Source organism: Enterobacter sp. H2G27 (assembly GCF_054403075.1).
Window position 1 is genome coordinate 4,428,228 of record NZ_JBSVSI010000001.1, and the last position, 17,567, is coordinate 4,445,794.

The 17,567-nt window shown below is 53.8% G+C and carries 20 protein-coding genes; 7 read left to right on the top strand and 13 right to left on the bottom strand.

Annotated features, from left to right (window positions below; translation table 11 throughout):
- Nucleotides 1-33: 33 nt before the first annotated feature.
- Complete coding sequence (gene gmk, locus ACW9E7_RS21010; protein WP_010426438.1) at nucleotides 34-657, bottom strand: guanylate kinase; 624 nt, start codon at nucleotides 655-657, stop codon at nucleotides 34-36.
- A gap of 251 nt (nucleotides 658-908) precedes the next feature.
- Here gmk and ligB point away from each other — a divergent pair, with 251 nt between their 5' ends.
- Nucleotides 909-2,579, top strand: a complete 1,671-nt coding sequence (gene ligB / locus ACW9E7_RS21015; protein ID WP_458728319.1) for an NAD-dependent DNA ligase LigB — start codon at nucleotides 909-911, stop codon at nucleotides 2,577-2,579.
- A gap of 2 nt (nucleotides 2,580-2,581) precedes the next feature.
- Here ligB and ACW9E7_RS21020 read toward each other — a convergent pair whose 3' ends face one another.
- Together ACW9E7_RS21020 and ACW9E7_RS21025 are read right to left on the bottom strand one after the other, a co-directional pair.
- Complete coding sequence (locus ACW9E7_RS21020) at nucleotides 2,582-3,199, bottom strand: trimeric intracellular cation channel family protein (protein ID WP_023334014.1); 618 nt, start codon at nucleotides 3,197-3,199, stop codon at nucleotides 2,582-2,584.
- 205 nt (nucleotides 3,200-3,404) lie between these two features.
- Nucleotides 3,405-4,268 carry a YicC/YloC family endoribonuclease gene (locus ACW9E7_RS21025; protein WP_090420358.1) on the bottom strand — a complete coding sequence of 288 codons (864 nt, stop codon included), beginning with the start codon at nucleotides 4,266-4,268 and terminating at the stop codon, nucleotides 3,405-3,407.
- 125 nt (nucleotides 4,269-4,393) lie between these two features.
- Between ACW9E7_RS21025 and rph the strand changes: the two genes are divergently transcribed.
- Together rph and pyrE are read left to right on the top strand one after the other, a co-directional pair.
- On the top strand, nucleotides 4,394-5,110 hold the full coding sequence (gene rph / locus ACW9E7_RS21030; protein ID WP_048975619.1) for a ribonuclease PH: 717 nt from the start codon (nucleotides 4,394-4,396) through the stop codon (nucleotides 5,108-5,110).
- Between the two features lie 67 nt (nucleotides 5,111-5,177).
- On the top strand, nucleotides 5,178-5,819 hold the full coding sequence (pyrE, locus tag ACW9E7_RS21035; protein ID WP_115876714.1) for an orotate phosphoribosyltransferase: 642 nt from the start codon (nucleotides 5,178-5,180) through the stop codon (nucleotides 5,817-5,819).
- An 82-nt stretch (nucleotides 5,820-5,901) separates the two neighbouring features.
- Here the strand turns inward: pyrE and slmA are convergent, their stop codons facing one another.
- The 3 genes from slmA to coaBC all read right to left on the bottom strand — a co-directional run bounded on the left by slmA (nucleotide 5,902) and on the right by coaBC (nucleotide 8,266).
- Complete coding sequence (slmA, locus tag ACW9E7_RS21040; RefSeq protein WP_008502690.1) at nucleotides 5,902-6,498, bottom strand: nucleoid occlusion factor SlmA; 597 nt, start codon at nucleotides 6,496-6,498, stop codon at nucleotides 5,902-5,904.
- Between the two features lie 120 nt (nucleotides 6,499-6,618).
- On the bottom strand, nucleotides 6,619-7,077 hold the full coding sequence (dut, locus tag ACW9E7_RS21045) for a dUTP diphosphatase (RefSeq protein ID WP_133293509.1): 459 nt from the start codon (nucleotides 7,075-7,077) through the stop codon (nucleotides 6,619-6,621).
- On the bottom strand, nucleotides 7,055-8,266 hold the full coding sequence (gene coaBC / locus ACW9E7_RS21050; RefSeq protein WP_127732708.1) for a bifunctional phosphopantothenoylcysteine decarboxylase/phosphopantothenate--cysteine ligase CoaBC: 1,212 nt from the start codon (nucleotides 8,264-8,266) through the stop codon (nucleotides 7,055-7,057). The genes dut and coaBC overlap by 23 nt, the downstream gene beginning before the upstream one ends.
- Before the next feature lie 172 nt (nucleotides 8,267-8,438).
- Here coaBC and radC point away from each other — a divergent pair, with 172 nt between their 5' ends.
- The 4 genes from radC (at nucleotide 8,439) to mutM (ending at nucleotide 10,634) form a co-directional block, all read left to right on the top strand.
- Nucleotides 8,439-9,107, top strand: a complete 669-nt coding sequence (gene radC, locus ACW9E7_RS21055; protein WP_023309889.1) for a RadC family protein — start codon at nucleotides 8,439-8,441, stop codon at nucleotides 9,105-9,107.
- 218 nt (nucleotides 9,108-9,325) lie between these two features.
- Nucleotides 9,326-9,562 (top strand): 50S ribosomal protein L28, encoded by a 237-nt coding sequence (gene rpmB / locus ACW9E7_RS21060; protein WP_002436699.1) that lies wholly within the window; start codon nucleotides 9,326-9,328, stop codon nucleotides 9,560-9,562.
- Between the two features lie 22 nt (nucleotides 9,563-9,584).
- Nucleotides 9,585-9,752, top strand: a complete 168-nt coding sequence (gene rpmG, locus ACW9E7_RS21065) for a 50S ribosomal protein L33 (RefSeq protein ID WP_003024094.1) — start codon at nucleotides 9,585-9,587, stop codon at nucleotides 9,750-9,752.
- Between the two features lie 72 nt (nucleotides 9,753-9,824).
- Nucleotides 9,825-10,634 (top strand): bifunctional DNA-formamidopyrimidine glycosylase/DNA-(apurinic or apyrimidinic site) lyase, encoded by an 810-nt coding sequence (mutM, locus tag ACW9E7_RS21070; RefSeq protein ID WP_458728320.1) that lies wholly within the window; start codon nucleotides 9,825-9,827, stop codon nucleotides 10,632-10,634.
- Nucleotides 10,635-10,636: 2 nt separating this feature from the next.
- On the opposite strand, the gene coaD is transcribed toward mutM, so the two are convergent.
- From coaD to rfaQ, 7 genes are all read right to left on the bottom strand, one after another.
- Nucleotides 10,637-11,116, bottom strand: coding sequence for a pantetheine-phosphate adenylyltransferase (gene coaD / locus ACW9E7_RS21075; protein WP_111964298.1), 480 nt, complete (start codon nucleotides 11,114-11,116; stop codon nucleotides 10,637-10,639).
- Nucleotides 11,117-11,119: 3 nt separating this feature from the next.
- The gene (locus tag ACW9E7_RS21080; RefSeq protein ID WP_458728321.1) at nucleotides 11,120-11,890 is read right to left on the bottom strand and encodes a glycosyltransferase family 2 protein; all 771 of its coding nucleotides are present in this window, start codon (nucleotides 11,888-11,890) and stop codon (nucleotides 11,120-11,122) included.
- A complete protein-coding gene (waaA, locus tag ACW9E7_RS21085; RefSeq protein ID WP_029740803.1) occupies nucleotides 11,890-13,164 on the bottom strand; it encodes a lipid IV(A) 3-deoxy-D-manno-octulosonic acid transferase in 1,275 nt (424 codons plus the stop codon). The genes ACW9E7_RS21080 and waaA overlap by 1 nt, the downstream gene beginning before the upstream one ends.
- A 66-nt stretch (nucleotides 13,165-13,230) precedes the next feature.
- Nucleotides 13,231-14,220, bottom strand: a complete 990-nt coding sequence (locus ACW9E7_RS21090; RefSeq protein WP_458728322.1) for a glycosyltransferase — start codon at nucleotides 14,218-14,220, stop codon at nucleotides 13,231-13,233.
- An 11-nt stretch (nucleotides 14,221-14,231) separates the two neighbouring features.
- Entirely contained in the window at nucleotides 14,232-15,332 is a 1,101-nt protein-coding gene (locus ACW9E7_RS21095; protein WP_458728323.1) for a glycosyltransferase, read from the bottom strand.
- Between the two features lie 2 nt (nucleotides 15,333-15,334).
- The gene (locus ACW9E7_RS21100) at nucleotides 15,335-16,462 is read right to left on the bottom strand and encodes a glycosyltransferase family 4 protein (RefSeq protein WP_127729119.1); all 1,128 of its coding nucleotides are present in this window, start codon (nucleotides 16,460-16,462) and stop codon (nucleotides 15,335-15,337) included.
- On the bottom strand, nucleotides 16,459-17,529 hold the full coding sequence (gene rfaQ / locus ACW9E7_RS21105; protein ID WP_115876707.1) for a putative lipopolysaccharide heptosyltransferase III: 1,071 nt from the start codon (nucleotides 17,527-17,529) through the stop codon (nucleotides 16,459-16,461). The genes ACW9E7_RS21100 and rfaQ overlap by 4 nt, the downstream gene beginning before the upstream one ends.
- Nucleotides 17,530-17,567: the final 38 nt, after the last annotated feature.

The following is a 17,567-nucleotide window of genomic DNA, read 5'->3' on the forward strand; positions in this document are numbered from 1 at the left end:
AAGAAATGACTGGGCATAATACTGAAAGTGGGTTCAGTCTGCCAACAGTTTGGTGATTAATGCGTCATGTCGCTGCTTCTGGCGGCTCATACGCAGACGTTCTGCACGAAGAATGGTTTTGAGATCGCTCAGCGCGGCATCAAAATCATCATTCACAATTAGGTAATCATATTCCGCGTAATGGCTCATTTCTGCAACAGCCTGTTCCATACGCTTTGCGATCACTTCTTCGCTGTCCTGGCCGCGCCCACGCAGGCGGCGATCCAGCTCATCTTTCGATGGCGGTAAAATAAAGATACTGCGGGAGTCAGGCATTTTCTTGCGAATTTGCTGCGCGCCCTGCCAGTCGATATCCAGGAACACATTCACGCCCGTGGCCAGAACCTGCTCAATGGTTTCACGCGAGGTACCGTAGTAATTACCAAATACTTCAGCGTGTTCAAGAAACGCGTCTCTGCCGATCATCGCTCTGAATTCGTCGTGATCCACAAAGAAATAGTGTTCACCGTGCACTTCACCCGGACGCGGCGCTCGCGTGGTATGAGAAACAGAAACCTGTGTGTCGTACAACGGTTGGGTTTTTAACAGTGCCTGAATAAGGCTGGATTTACCCGCGCCGCTAGGGGCAGAAACAATATAAAGCGTGCCTTGAGCCATGAGAGTCTTTTGTATGTGTTAACGAAGAAGTCCTACATACGGGCTTATTATACACGTCACCGCCGTGTGACGTAGTCTTTGTCACACTTTTTCCCTCGGATTATTGAATTTTGCGTGCCGTTTTCAGGTTTTATCTGGGGTTTTCAGCAACCAAAAGAAACACCGGATAGCGTCTCGCATTGTGAAACGTTGCCGTTAGCCTTGTTTCAGGCATCAGGGTATACCTCCTGCAATGCAAAGGAGGGGTAGCGATGTGGCGATGGATAAGCGGGGTAATGTTGTTGTGGTGTGGCTATGGCGCGGCGGTTTGCCCAGTGTGGTCGCAGGCAAAAGCAGAGAAAGAGATGGCGTCGTTAAGCGCGCAAATCAAACGCTGGGATAACGCTTATTGGAAGGAGGGGGTGAGCGAGGTCAACGACGAAGTTTACGACCAGCTTCACGGGCGGTTAACGCAGTGGCAGCACTGTTTCGGCAGCGAGCCTTCAGAAGAGAAACTCCCTAATCTGACGGGGAGCGTAAAACATCCTGTTGCCCATACGGGCGTACATAAGGTGGCCAGCAAAGAGGAGCTGAAACAATGGATGCGTGCGCGGCAACATCTGTGGATGCAGCCCAAAGTTGACGGTGTGGCGGTAACGCTGGTCTATCGTGACGGAAAGTTGACCCAGGCCATCAGTCGAGGTGATGGCCTGAAAGGGGAAGACTGGACCGATAAGGTACGTTTAATCCCGTCTGTTCCGCAAAAGCTCACCGGCAAGTTGGCAAATAGCGTCTTACAGGGCGAGCTTTTCTGGTTAAGCGACAATCACGTTCAGCGGCACATGGGCGGGATGAATGCTCGCGCAAAAGTTGCGGGTGCGATGATGCGGCAAAAGGATAACGCGCTATCGAATAAGCTCGGCGTATTCATCTGGGCCTGGCCGGACGGACCGAAAGAGATGCATACATCTCTAGCTGAACTGTCTCAGGCTGGTTTTACGCTGTCGGCACGGTATACGTTACCCGCCGATTCTGTTGATGCCGTCGAGAAACAGCGCGCGGCCTGGTACGTAACCGCATTACCCTTTGCCACGGATGGCATTGTGGTGCGTTCGGAGGATGAACCCGCGGGCGAAGATTGGTTACCGGGAGAAGGCAGCTGGGTCGTCGCGTGGAAATATCCTCCTGCAGCCCAGGTCGCCGAGGTGAGTGATATTCATTTCTCCGTGGGGCGAACGGGCAAAATTTCCGTTGTAGCAGCGCTGGAACCCGTGCAACTGGATGATAAACAGGTGCAGCGGGTGAGTCTGGGCTCGGTTGAGCGCTGGCAGGGGCTGGATATTGCCCCGGGGGATCAGATCCAGATCAGCCTGGCCGGGCAAGGTATCCCCCGGTTTGATAAGGTGCTCTGGCGCGGGAGTGACAGACATAAACCAGAGCCTCCGGCCCCACGTTATCATTCTCTTAGCTGTTTCTATGCTTCACCGGAGTGTATGGAACAGTTCTTTGCCCGACTGACCTGGCTTAGTTCAAAGCAGGTACTTGATATTGATGGATTAGGCGAGTCAGGCTGGCGAACCCTCTGGCAGGCGCATCATTTCGAACATCTCTTTTCGTGGCTGTTATTAACGCAGGCGCAGCTGCAGGCTGTACCGGGATTTTCCTCTGCGCGCGGGCTGGCGCTCTGGCACCGATTTAATCTGGTGCGCGAGAAGCCTTTTATCCGCTGGCTCATGGCATTGGGTGTGCCAATGTCGCAGTCTTCGCTGAAGGCAATGGGAGACATATCGTGGCAGAAGATGAGCGGGCGCAACGCAAAGGACTGGCAGACCCTGCCGGGAACGGGAGAGGAGAAAGCGCGACAAATCATTAACTGGCTGCACGCGCCTCAAATTGATGTGCTGGCGAAATGGCTCGCTGAACAGCACATCAATGGGTTCTGAAGCTAGTGTGCGCTGTGTTTGTAATGAAAAACGGGCAGCCCGAGCTTCAGACGCAGCGCCAGCATGCGGGCCGTAAAGCCAAATAGCAGCGTCGAGATGACCACCACGTCATGGTTAGAAACATAATGCTGCAGAGCGATATAAAGCACCGCTGCCGCAAAGGAAATGCCAGCATACAGCTCTTTTTGAAAGACCAGGGGGATGCGTTTGCAGAACATATCTCGCAGCACGCCGCCGAATACGCCCGTGACCACGGCAGCAATGGTGGCGATTACCGGGCCCTCCCCCATATCGAGCGCGATTTGCGCACCGATGATCGAAAAAACGATCAGCCCCAGCGCATCAAGCACCAGGAACAGGCGGCGAAGATGGGGCATAACGGGCGCCACGATGGTGGTTAACACGGCGGCCGTTGCCACGATAATCACGTACTCTGGGTGTTTAACCCAGCCGAGCGGGTAATGGCCAAGCAGAATATCGCGCACGGAACCGCCGCCCAGTGCGGTCGCTGTAGCAATAATGATTACGCCGAAGGTGTCCATACGGCGACGTCCGGCGGCAAGTGCGCCGGTCATGGCTTCTGCGGTGATGCCAATGAGATAAAGGATGTGAAGCAGCATATACCCTCCGGTGTGAACGCGTGGGAGGTTAGCGATTTGTGCGCAAGATCACGATTGAGATTTTCTAAGGCGACCTGATTTGCCCTATAAATTTTTATCAGGATATGTTGAAAAAGCTTGATGAGCGGCGGTAAAAAACAAAAATAGATGCAGGGATGGATTAGAAATAGTAATGGGTGGCACCATCGACACCACCCGAAATCCATTACTCGATATTCTGGATCTGCTCGCGCATCTGCTCAATCAGCACTTTCAGCTCAATCGCTGAATTCGTCACTTCTGCATTGATTGACTTAGACGCCAGGGTGTTCGACTCGCGGTTGAACTCCTGCATCATAAAGTCCAGACGGCGGCCCACAGCTTCTTTCTTCTTCAGAATGTTGTAGGTTTCTTTAACGTGCGCTTCCAGACGGTCCAGCTCTTCAGCGACATCGATACGCTGCGCCATCAGCACCAGCTCTTGTTCCAGACGGGTGTTTTCCAGCTGAACTTCCGCTTCTTCCAGTTTGGCGACAAGACGCTCGCGCTGCCATTGCAGCACTTCTGGCATATGGGCGCGGACTTTGGCTACTTCGGTGCTCACGCCTTCAAGGCGCTGCTCAATCATCGCTTTCAGCGCCTGGCCTTCGGTTTCACGGGCAACGATAAAGTCGTCCAGCGTGCCGTCGAGGGCTGCCAGGATTTCAGCGGCAATGGCATCCAGGTCCTGTTCACCGGCGGCCATGACGCCAGGCCAGCGCAGAATATCAACCGGGTTGATTTCGCCTTCATCGCTCTGCATTTTGACCCAGTTCGCCGCATTCACGAGCTGTTTCGCCAGTTTTTCGTTGAGGATCAGTTCGCCCTGAGCGCTGGCATCAGGCTCAAAGCGCAGGTTACATTCCACTTTCCCGCGCGTCAGACGCGTACGGATACGTTCACGTACGACAGGCTCAAGGCTGCGGAACTGCTCCGGCATACGGAAATACGTTTCCAGGTAACGCTGGTTTACCGAGCGCATTTCCCATGTGGCGCTACCCCAGCTACCCTTGATTTCACGCCGGGCGTAGGCGGTCATACTGCGGATCATAGACATTCCCGTTTTTAAAGGAGAGATGGGGGGATTATAGCTTTCGGGGGCTTCTCAGGATAGGAATAAGCGTCCTTTATCCGTATAATGCGCAGCCACATTCGTTTCAAGCCGGAGAATCCATCATGCGTCCATCAGGTCGTAGCGCCAATCAGGTGCGTCCCGTCACCCTGACCCGTAACTATACAAAACACGCTGAAGGCTCCGTGCTGGTTGAGTTTGGTGACACGAAGGTTCTGTGCACCGCGTCCATTGAAGAAGGCGTTCCGCGTTTCCTGAAAGGTCAGGGCCAGGGCTGGATCACCGCAGAGTACGGCATGCTGCCGCGTGCGACCCATACCCGAAACGCCCGCGAAGCGGCAAAGGGCAAGCAGGGCGGTCGTACCATGGAAATTCAGCGTCTGATCGCGCGTGCGCTGCGTGCAGCCGTTGATCTGAAAATCCTCGGCGAATTCACCATTACGCTGGACTGCGACGTTATTCAGGCAGACGGCGGTACGCGTACGGCGTCCATTACTGGCGCATGCGTGGCGCTGGCGGATGCCCTTAACAAGCTGGTTGCGGCCGGTAAGCTGAAAACCAACCCAATGAAAGGTATGGTTGCGGCGGTGTCCGTGGGTATCGTTAACGGTGAAGCGCTTTGCGATCTGGAATACGTTGAAGATTCTGCCGCCGAGACCGACATGAACGTGGTGATGACCGAAGACGGTCGCATCATTGAAGTACAGGGCACGGCGGAAGGCGAGCCGTTCACCCACGACGAGCTTCTCTCCCTGCTGGCGTTGGCCCGAGGGGGAATCGAATCCATTGTAACGACGCAGAAAGCGGCGTTAGAAAATTGATTTAAAAGGCGACCAATGAGTCGCCTTTTTTTTGCCTGTAAGACAGAAAAACCAAAGGAGCAAATCCATGAAATCGTATCAGCGCCAGTTTATTGAGTTTGCGCTTAACAAGCAGGTACTTAAGTTTGGCGAGTTTACGCTGAAATCCGGGCGTAAGAGTCCCTATTTCTTCAACGCCGGGCTGTTTAATACCGGGCGCGATCTGGCACTGTTAGGCCGTTTCTATGCCGAAGCGCTGGTGGATTCCGGGATTGATTTTGACCTGCTTTTTGGCCCAGCCTATAAAGGCATTCCGATTGCGACCACCACCGCGGTGGCGCTGGCGGAACACCATGACCGCGACGTGCCGTACTGCTTTAACCGCAAAGAGGCTAAAACCCACGGTGAAGGCGGAAATCTGGTCGGCAGCACACTGCAGGGCCGCGTCATGCTGGTCGATGACGTGATCACCGCGGGTACGGCGATCCGCGAATCGATGGAGATTATCCAGGCCAACGGTGCGACGCTTGCTGGCGTGCTGATTTCTCTGGATCGTCAGGAGCGTGGTCGCGGTGAAATTTCCGCTATTCAGGAAGTTGAGCGCGATTACAGCTGTAAAGTGACGTCGATTATCACCCTAAAAGAGCTGATTGCGTATCTGGAAGAGAAGCCTGAGATGGCGGACCATCTGGCAGCGGTAAAAGCGTATCGCGAAGAGTTCGGGGTTTAATTGCATTGCCCGGTGGCGCAACGCTTACCGGGCCTACCAGTTTGTAAGCCGGATAAGGCGAAGCCGCCATCCGGCGATAGCGTTACTGTAATTGTGCTGCCACTAAAGGCCAGCGGGCGTCAAAATCGTCCGTTGGACGGTATTTGAATTCGCTACGCACAAAGCGGGAGAGCATGCCTTCACAAAACGCCAGAATCTGGCTCGCCAGCAGCGTTTCATCAATGCTGTAACCTTCACCCTCACGCATTTTCTTTTCGCGCAGTACCTGGCGCAGCTGCGCTTCAATTCGCTCGAAAAGCTGGTTAATGCGGCCCTGCAGTCTGTCCTGTTCAAACATCAGCGCGTGGCCGGTGAGGATACGGGTTAAGCCCGGATTGCGTTCACCGAAGCCCAGGATTAACAGCACAATCAGACGCAGACGCGCGGTCGTGTCTTTTTCATCTTTCAGAATCAGGTTGATGCGCGTGATCAGGCTGTCTTCAATGAATTCGATCAGGCTGTCGAACATCCGGGTTTTGCTCGGAAAATGACGGTACAGCGCCGCCTCAGACACGCCCACAGAGGCGGCCAGTTTAGCGGTGGTGATGCGTTGACTGCCATCGCTGGATTCAAGCATCAGAGCCAGAGATTGAAGTATTTCTTCGCGACGATTCCTTTTCGCGGTTTGTTTTTCTGCCATGTTACAAAATACCCCTGAAAATAAGCACTTGCCAGGCTGGCATCCACACAGCGACCGCAAACTGGCGTTTGCGGTTTGTTATTGCATTATGACGCTGTGAGATACGTGTCTTTCGGGCCGTTATTTGCGCCCGGAATGGCCGAAGCCGCCTTCGCCACGGTCGGTGGCGTCAAAGTCTGCCACCAGGTTAAATTCTGCCTGTACCACCGGTACAAAGACCATCTGTGCGATACGCTCGCCTGGTTCAATGGTGAAGCTGTCCTGACCACGGTTCCAGACGGAGACCATCAGTTGACCCTGATAGTCGGAGTCAATCAGACCCACCAGGTTACCCAGCACAACGCCGTGCTTATGGCCCAGACCAGAACGCGGCAGGATCACCGCTGCCAGAGACGGGTCAGCAATGTGAATCGCCAGGCCAGTTGGAACCAGGGTAGTGGCACCCGGAGCCAGTTCTACGGCGTCATCGAGACAGGCGCGCAGGTCAAGACCGGCAGAGCCGGAGGTGGCATAGGTTGGCAGCGGGAATAGCTCGCCAACACGCGGGTCCAGAATCTTAACGTCGATTTTTTTCATCATAACGGGTAACGATCTCGTCCAGTAATTGTTGGCCCAGGAGTTCCTTGCGCTCAAGCGGTAAGACTTTATCTCCATCCTGCCAGAAAAGGTGCAGTGCGTTGCTGTCGCTGTTAAATCCTTGTGTGGCCAGCGATACATCGTTCGCGCAAATCAAATCGAGGTTTTTGCGGGTACGTTTTTGCCGGGCATATTCTTCCACATTATTCGTTTCTGCGGCAAACCCAACAACGTATGGACGATGGCTTTTTAGTGCGGCGACACCGGCAACGATGTCCGGATTTTTCACCATTTTTATTGTTAATTCATCGCCTTGCTTTTTAATTTTAGCCTCGGCGATCGTCTCGGCACGATAGTCTGCAACGGCTGCACAGCCGATAAAAATCTGCTGGCTTTGAGCATGTGCCTGCACGGCGGCTTCCATCTCCAGCGCGGTGGTAACGTCAATTCGCTTCACAAACGCAGGGGTAGGCAGCGATACCGGGCCGCTCACCAGCGTGACGTTCGCGCCGCGCTTCGCCGCTGCGGCGGCAATGGCAAAACCCATCTTACCGGAGCTGTGATTGGTGATATAGCGCACCGGGTCCAGCGGCTCGCGCGTAGGGCCCGCGGTAATCATGATGTTGAGATGTTGCAGATCGTTGACAGGCGAAAAATGGGCGGCGGCCATATCAACAATCGTCAGCGGATCAAGCATGCGACCCGGGCCAACGTCGCCGCAGGCCTGGCTGCCGCTGTCCGGTCCCCAGATAAGCAGTCCGCGTGAGGCCAGCGTCTCAAGATTGTGCTGGGTGGCCGCATTACGGTACATCTGCTGGTTCATAGCAGGAACGACGGCAACAGGCGCAGGCGTGGCCAGACAAATGGTGGAAACCAGGTCGTTTGCCATACCGGCCGCCACCCGAGCGATTAAATCGGCCGTGGCGGGGGCGAGGATAACCAGGTCTGCCCATTTACCCAGTTCAATATGGCCCATCGCGGCTTCGGCGGCCGGATCGAGCAGGCTGTCAGAAACCGGGTATCCTGAAACGGCCTGCAGGCTCAGGGGAGTGATAAAGGCTTTACCGCCTTCGGTTATCGCGACCCGCACGTCAGCCCCTCGCTCGCGCAGGCGACGCACGAGGTCCGGCGCTTTATAAGCAGCAATGCCGCCGCTCACGCCAAGAACGATTTTTTTACCGGCCAGGCTCATCATGATTCTTTCCTGTTGGGTTTCACCAGAGAGCAGGCATTTTATCACAATCCCCAAAGCGGGGTGATTTTGTCCTTCGGCCACTTTGCGAGGCGCCACGCAAGAACGCAATGTGGTCGTCGAGCGACGGATTGGCCTGTGGCAGCATGAGGTTAAAAAATGGAGAAAGAGCATGGAAGAAGAGGACGAGGAGCTGCTACCGCGCGAAAAATTGCTGCGCTATGGCGTCACCCTGTTAAAAGACGATGAACTGCTGGCGCTCTTTTTACGTACCGGAACGCCCGGAAAAACGGTATTTACGCTGGCTAAAGAGCTGATAGCACATTTCGGTTCGCTGTACGGTTTATTGACCGCCGATCTGGCGCAGTTTAAGCACGTTGAGGGAATTGGCGTGGCGAAATATGCCCAGCTGAGGGGCATAGCTGAACTTGCCCGCCGTTTTTATAATGTCCGCATGGAGAAGGAAGATCCGATCCTGACGCCAGAAATGACGCGCGAATTCCTGCAAAGCCAGTTAACCGATATTGAACGCGAGATCTTTATGGTGATCTTTGTCGATAACAGAAATCGGGTGCTGAAACATAGCTGTCTCTTTGCGGGCACGTTGAGCCACGTTGAGGTGCATCCGCGTGAAATTGTGCGGGAAGCGATAAAAGTGAATGCAGCGGGCGTGATCCTCGCGCATAATCACCCCTCTGGCTGTGCAGAACCGAGCAGAGCGGACAAAGAAATCACCGAACGCATTATCAAATGCTGTCAATTCATGGACATTCGTGTGCTGGACCATCTGATAATTGGCCGCGGTGAGTACATTTCCTTCGCAGAACATGGCTGGATTTAGGCTATTTCTCGCGATCCGTCGGGATCTTTGTCTGTTCGGGACTTGAGCACACCGCCGAGTCAGCGTATACTACGCCACCTTTGAGAATCTCGGGTTTGGCATTTGGGCCTGGCAATCGAGAGTTCACTTAGAACTATGCGATGACCGGGCTGTAAAGCCTGACGAGGCGCCGATACCCCATACGAAGCTCGAGCTAATTTGATTTTTGGAGAATAGACATGTCCCGAGTCTGCCAAGTTACTGGCAAGCGTCCGGTGACCGGTAACAACCGTTCCCACGCACTGAACGCGACTAAACGCCGTTTCCTGCCGAACCTGCACTCTCACCGTTTCTGGGTTGAGAGCGAGAAGCGTTTTGTCACCCTGCGCGTATCTGCTAAAGGTATGCGTGTAATCGATAAGAAAGGCATCGATACAGTTCTGTCCGAACTGCGTGCCCGTGGCGAAAAGTACTAAGTACTTAAAGAGGAAATAAATCATGGCTAAAGGTATTCGCGAGAAAATCAAGCTGGTTTCTTCTGCTGGTACAGGTCACTTCTACACCACCACGAAGAACAAACGTACTAAGCCGGAAAAACTGGAACTGAAAAAATTCGATCCAGTTGTACGCCAGCACGTACTGTACAAAGAAGCTAAAATCAAATAATTTTAGTCTCCTTGTATCGAAAAACCCCGCAACTGCGGGGTTTTTTGCATTCTGAATCTCAACGGAGGAACCATGCCTGAATTACCTGAGGTAGAAACCAGCCGTCGCGGCATTGAGCCCCATCTGGTCGGCGCAACGATACTTCACGCGGTGGTCCGCAATGGACGTCTGCGCTGGCCGGTGTCCGATGAGATCCATGCCCTGAGCGATAAACCCGTCCTTAGCGTACAGCGTCGCGCGAAATACCTGCTGCTGGAGCTGCCCGACGGCTGGATTATTATCCACCTGGGGATGTCCGGGAGCCTGCGCATTCTTACCGAAGAACTGCCTGCGGAAAAGCACGACCATGTCGATCTGGTGATGAGCAACGGCAAAGTGCTCCGTTACACCGACCCACGGCGCTTTGGCGCGTGGCTGTGGACGAAGGAGCTTGAAGGGCATAACGTGCTTGCGCATCTGGGCCTCGAGCCACTCTCAGACGCGTTTAACGCGGAATACCTGAAAGCGAAGTGCGCGAAAAAGAAAAGCCCGATTAAGCCGTGGCTGATGGATAACAAGCTGGTGGTCGGCGTGGGGAATATCTATGCCAGCGAATCGCTGTTTGCCGCCGGGATCCATCCCGATCGGCTAGCCTCTTCGCTGTCGGCGGAGGAGTGTGAGCTGCTGGTCCGCGTGATTAAAGCCGTATTGCTGCGCTCGATTGAACAGGGGGGAACAACGCTGAAGGACTTCCTGCAAAGTGACGGTAAGCCGGGCTATTTTGCCCAGGAGCTGCAGGTGTATGGCCGTAAAGGCGAACCGTGCAGAGTCTGCGGTACGCCCATTATTGCCACGAAGCACGCCCAGCGCGCTACGTTCTACTGCCGTCAGTGCCAGAAATAGGGCTACTTGAGCTTTTCCATCAACGCCTGGTGGACGTTAACCGGCAGGAAATGGGTAACGTCCCCATGATGGCGCGCCACCTCTTTTACCAGCGTGGAAGAGATAAACGACCACTCTTTGGAGGGCATCAGGAACACGCTTTCCAGCTCCGGCATCAGGTGGCGGTTCATGTGCGCCAGCTGCATCTCATACTCGAAGTCTGCTACCGCGCGTAAACCTCGGATCAGAATATTGGCCTGCTGAGCGCGGGCGAAGTTAGCCATCAGGTCGCTAAACCCGACCACCTCAACATTCGGTAGGTGCGAAATGGCATCGGTGGCGAGCTGCACGCGCTCGTTGAGATCAAACATCGGCTTTTTGCTGGGGCTGGCGGCAATGGCCAGGATCACCTTATCGAACATGCTCGCCGCACGGGTGATGATATCAAGATGACCGTTGGTGATCGGATCGAAGGTACCCGGATAAATCGCTTTTGTGCTCATGGCTCACGTTTTCTCTGAGTAGCCGCGGCAGAGCGCCCACAGCTCGGTGTATTTGTTGAAAGTATACTGGGCATTTACTACCGCGAGTAACCAGCCCTGCTTACCGTCCAGCACGCCACCACGCAGCAGCAGCGTTTTCAGAAACGCGCCCAGCGTGTGGGTGAAGATACCCGTCAGCGAGGCCTTCTTGCCACGCTGGTGACGCTCCTGCGCCCATGCGGTGGCATAGTTGAGCTGTTTACGCTGGAAGCTCGCGAAATCACGGCAGGTCAGATGCAGCAAATCGCCCCTCAGGGGGATGACCTGGGCGCTATCGCAGCTCAGGGATTCATGAACCAGATTGTCATTGTACTGATACCGCTCGCGCTCGTAGAGGCGCATGACGCGATCGGGATACCAGCCGCTGTGGCGCATAAAACGACCAAGGAAGTAGTTGCGGCGGGCAATGCTGTATACGGCGCCAGGCTGGGGCGAAGAAAGCACCGCCTGAATGGCCTGCTGAAGCTCCGGCGTGATGCGCTCGTCAGTATCGAGCATCAATACATAATCACCGGTGGCATACCCCTGCGCGCGCTGGCGCTGGATGCCATAGCCTTGCCAGTCCGTATCGGTAAAGACTTTTGCGCCCGCAGCCCGGGCAACGTCTACCGTATCATCCGTACTTCCGGAGTCGAGCACGACAATCTCGTCAGCCCAGGCAACCGACGCCAGGCAGTCCGGAAGCAGGTTCGCGGCGTTTTTGGCGATCATCACGACCGACAGACGCGTTGACATTAGTGGCTCCGCTGGGGCAGATAAGGTTGCAGAAGCTGCAGCAGACGGGTCAGTGCGCCCTGGTTCTGGTGCAGCACTTCGACGGCATGGCGGCCGTACCACAGGCGATAATCTTCGTCAGTCAGAAGGGTCGATACCTCTTTGACCACCGAATCCGCATCGGTCACGGTAATTAAACCATCGGCCTGCTGTAATTTCGCGCAGATGTCTTTGAAGTTAAACGTGTGCGGTCCCATCAGCACCGGAATGGCGTGGGCTGCCGGCTCCAGCGGGTTATGACCGCCGCGCTCGACCAGGCTACCACCGACAAACGCGAGGTCAGCAATGCCGTACAGCAGCATCAGCTCGCCCATCGTATCGCCAATCACCACCTGGGTGCTGCCGGAAGGGATTTCACCGCTGCTGCGCAGCGTGAAGCTGAAGCCGCCTTTCTGGACCATTTCACGGGCATCTTTAAAACGCTCCGGATGGCGAGGCACGAGGATCAGCAGTAAATCAGGGAATTTTTCCAGCAGCTTGCGATGAGCCTGCAGGATGATCTCTTCTTCGCCATCATGGGTACTGGTTGCAATCCAGACCTGACGACGTGGGGCCCACTGGCGACGCAGCGTGATGGCGCGAGCGGCGAGTTCAGGGGTTACAGAAATATCAAATTTCAGGCTTCCCGTTACCGCAAGCTGATTGCGTTTCAGGCCCAAAGAGATAAAGCGTGCTGCATCTTCTTCATTCTGCGCGGCAATCAGCGTGATCTTACTGAGCAGGCGGCGCATAAATTTACCCAGCTTGCCGTAACCTTTCGCCGAGCGCTCTGAGAGGCGCGCGTTGGCAATGACCAGCGGGATTTTACGGGCATGCAGGGCGGAAATCATGTTCGGCCACAGTTCGGTTTCCATCACGATCACCAGCTTCGGGCGCACGGTGTTGAGGAAACGATTCATGGCGCAGGGCAGATCGTAAGGCAGATAAACATGCTGCACGTCTTTACCGAAAGCGGATAACGCTCGCTCCGAGCCGGTTGGCGTCATCGTCGTGACGGTGATTGGCAGTGAAGGGTAGCGGTGACGCAGGGCGCGAACCAGCGGGATCGCCGCCAGCGTTTCACCAACAGAAACGGAATGCAGCAAAATACCGTCCGGTACGACTTTATTGCGGCAGAAGCCATAGCGTTCAGCCCAGCGTTTGCGATACGCAGGCGCTTTCCGGCTACGAAGCAACAGTCTCAGCCACACCAGTGGCTGAATGATGTAGAGCAGAGCGGTATACAACAATTCCAAGCGATTATCCGTTTTTTTAGTTTCGGCGGGCAAATTCTAAGCATTTAGGCCAGGTAAAGCTATCTCTTATGCCAGATACCGTTTCAAACGGAAATAACGTCTACCCAGCCGCCAGCGCAGACGCGGACTTTTTGCACTTTTCCAGATGAGTTTCCAGATGCCTGTTTCGAAGAACTCTTTAATAATCATTGATTTCTTCTTCTCATCCTTCATGTTGTCGAAGGTGTGAATAATTCCCAGCCCCTCTTTGGCAATTTGCCAGTGGCAGGCAGGGATCCCTTTTACCTTATCCGGGTAACGCTGATTAATGGCGTCGAGCATCTGCAGGATTTTCATGTAGTGGCGCGCGGAACGAATCAGCGTGTCGTCATTGTCCGGCATATGGGACACCGATGCAGAGTGAATGAAGTAGTCGTAATAACGTTCACTGGTGTACTGAACCCGCTCTGCCGCGAGCAGCACTTCGGTGGTCCACGGAATATCCTGATGGCGCAGGCCGGGTTCAAAATGGAAGCTGTGTTTACGGATAAAGTCGTGGCGATAGATGTTCAGCCAGGTGACGTGAAGGAATTTGCGAGAATCCAACGCCATTTTTAACCACGCAGGGCCAGCCATGACCCCTGTCGAAGCCAGCTTGTCTTCAGGAAAAATCGGGCGCGAGGGTTTCTTGTTATTCTCCCAGACGTAGTTCCCGTTACAGGTGGCGACATCCAGATCTTGCGTGACGGCCATATCCAGCAGGCGCTGGTACATGCCTGGTTTAAAGACATCATCAATATCCGGGAAAGAGAGATATTGACCCGTCGCAACGGCCAGACCGGTATTACGCGCGATGGATACACCCTGGTTTTGCTGTTCTATGACCTGCATCTGCGGCAGTTTTTCTCGCCATTTCTCGACGATCTCCATCGAGCGGTCAGTAGAGCCGTCATTGACAATGATGACTTCCATGCTGTCGATGCGTTGATTGACAAGGCAGGTAAAGAACTGATCCAGGAAAGCTTCACCGTTATAAACGGCAACCACCACGCTTAACAATGGGGCAGAATTTTGCATAAAAAACCTGATTATTTTTGATTGTCGACCAGAGCAATATATTGCTGGCAAATGGCACTGATACCGAACGACGCGATGGTTGCATCGCCAACGACCGGCGGGGCGGTATAAATATCCGCCAGCGTTTTTGCCAGTGACGCGTCATTTAACTCTGCCAGCCCGCGCGCTAAAGCCCCGGTAAGGATTTCGGCAGGGCCTCCTGGGCAATTTGTACTGACCGGTGGCGTCTGGCAGATAATGGCTTCGACCAGCACATTACCAAAACCTTCGCAGTCAGAACTTAACACTAAAAGGCGTGCCCCTTTAATCCAGGGATAGGGATTGGAGTCGAACGGGCGGAAAACCGTTTTGTTTTCAATACCCAGCTCGGCTGCAAGCTGCTTGAGTTTGCGAATTTGAGCGTCAGAGCCATTGCCCATCATGACCAGCGTGGTGTCAATTTTGCTCAGAGCGAACGCACGTAAGAGACGGTCGTGGCGTTTGTGCTCATGGAAGCGGCCAACATGAATGATGTAATCCTTTCCCTGCATCTCGAAGGGCGCATCCGCCAGACGCTGAATTTCAGGAATATCGAAAGGATTATGGATAACCGCTTTGCGTCGAAGATTGAGTGCCAGCGTCTCGGAAAGATCGTTCAACACGGCGCCTGAGACGGCGACGACGTTGCGGTTTTCGTAGGTATGACGAATTTTAAGATGTTTAAACCAGCGCGAAAGCCCGCTGCGATGGCGAAGATAGGAGAACGAGAACATGCCATGCACGCAGAACCAAACTTTGTTACGTTCAAGGGCGCGGCAGTGCGCCACAATCCGGTCTGTTTTGTGCAGATGAGAGAACACCACATCAAATTTGCCGCTGCGTTCAGCCCGCTCAATAGCTTGATCCAGCAATTGGGCGCGGCGTGGAATTTCCGTCAGCTTTCGCCACGGTTTTTTACATGTGTCCTGAACAACCTGATAATCGATGCCCTCCGGGATGGCGTAGTCGCACACTTTCCGCAGAGAGAATAGAGAGACCTGATGCCCCATATCTATTAATCCGCGGGAGAGTGTAAGAACCGTTTTTTCAGCTCCTCCACCGGGTAAACCATCAATAATCATTAGGATGCGCATTTTTAATCCAGTAATTTTTGATAAAGCGTAATAAGCTGACTTGACAGTTTTTCGGGAGTGGCGTCTTTTACACGTTCACGTGCCGCTCGTCCCATATTGTTATTTTTTTCCAGTGAAGGGATAGCGGCTACCGCTTCCTTCAATGTACTGATATCAAGCGCGTCACAATAAAATCCGTTCTGGCCTTGTTGAATAAACTCTGCACCACCGCAACTCTCTGAAGTAATGACGGGCAAGCCGCAGGCCATCGCTTCAAGAATAACGTTAGGAAAGGGATCATACAGCGTTGGTAACAGTAAACCATCGGATAGCTGATAAAAAGGCAGAGTTTCTTTTTGCACCCCCAGGAAACGGATTTGCCCCTCGCAGCCTAACGAACGGGCGAGGTCGCGATAACGATTTTCTGCTTTATCTTGTCCAACCACAATCAGCCAGGCTGATGTTCCAGCAATAGCGCGTATGGCGCTCGCCAAGCCTTTTCGTTCAAACCCTGATCCTACAAAACAGAACACCACCGCATTGACCGGCAAACCAAATTGTTGGCGCAAAATCGCACGTTGCGCCGCCTGAGCCGGAATGAATCGGCTGGAATCAATAGAATTATAAATCACATGGATTTTATTTGCGTCAATATCAAAGTCTTCAACGATTTCGCGTTTGATCATCTCCGCATTACAAATTACGGCTTTTAACTCAGGTGCCTGATACATGTCCCGTTCCGCGCGCATCACGTAGCGGTGATAGCGGTCATACATCAGCATTTGCGCACGCCAGGCAGGTAAAATGCGCGCGCGCTGAAGCAGCCAGCGACGATGCACTCCATCACCCGCGCGATAGATATCACAACCCGGGATGCGCTCATGGCTTTGAACAATATCAAACTGCTGTTGCTGCCACAGCGCGCGCGCGGCTTGTGCAAACCCGCGTTCTCGACTGATGCGGCCCCATTTTTGAGGGTTGCAAATGTGGATATGCCAGTCGTCTTGCTTCTCTCCCTGCCACTCACGCGTGATGACGTTGAGTTCAAGGTTCTGATTGCTCAATGCGGTGAGAGCTCGCGAAACGAAGCGCTCTGCCCCGCCATCAGGGCGATATTTTTGGCGAACAATGGCCAGACGATGGTTTTTCATGACAGATATCTCCTTGCAGCGGAGACGACTGCATCAACAGGAATGGCATCGAGATAGCGTTCTTTCGTTTTAGTATCAATGGCATCCGGATCGGGCAGCGGGCCGTAATCGCCGGCCCAGATCACTTCCCCTTTAACCTGCCACGGTGACCAGAATGTCAGTTTTGATGGACCAAACAATGCCACGCAGGGCGTTTGCAGCGCGGCGGCCATATGCATTGGAACGGAGTCAACGCCAATAAACAGAGAGGCATGATCGATAAGCGATGCCAGTTGACGCAGCGTCAACTGGCCTGCCAGCGAAACCACGCCGGTTTTGGGTGCGGCAGCGAGAATGCGATCGATCATCGCCAGCTCTTTTTTATCCGGCCCCGCGGTGAGCACAATCGTATGACCATCCTGCTGCAGAGCAGTCATGGTTTGCGCCATCTTGTCTTCGCTCCAGCATTTAAAGAACCAGCGGGACGTCGGTTGGATCACGATATAGCTGTCGCCCACACCTTTCTGCGTCAATCTTTGACGGGCATGATCCCAGTCTTCTTCGGTGTAGGCCATGGTTACGGCAGGCTGTGGCGCGATCGGCAATGGTGCCAAAATGGAGAGATTCTGTTCGACCGTATGCAGGGATTTATGGCCGTCGACAGAGACCAGATCGGTATGACAAAAACGCCAGAACGCACTATTGCGTTTGTTAAACGCAAATCCGAGGCGAACGGGGGCACCGGTGAAACGGGTAACGATCGCGCTACGCCATTGATCGGCAAGGTTAATTACCAGATGATAATGCTGATTTCTTAACGCACACAACAACTGCCACTCTTTTTGAAGATGCTTCAGCGTGCCCAGCTGTTTCCATTTGCGATCGATTCCATAAATTGTACCGATCGCTGGATGCGCGGCGAGCATATCGCGGGTTTCTTCATACAGCAGGACATCAATCTGCGCCTGCGGCCATTTTTGACGTAACGAATCAATGACGGGAGTGGTCAGCAACATGTCGCCATGATGGCGGAGTTTGATAAGTAAAATGCGCAAATCAGGTGTGTCAGGTAAGTTATTCATCATCATCTTATCGGCGTTGTACTGATGGCAATTCTAATAGACCT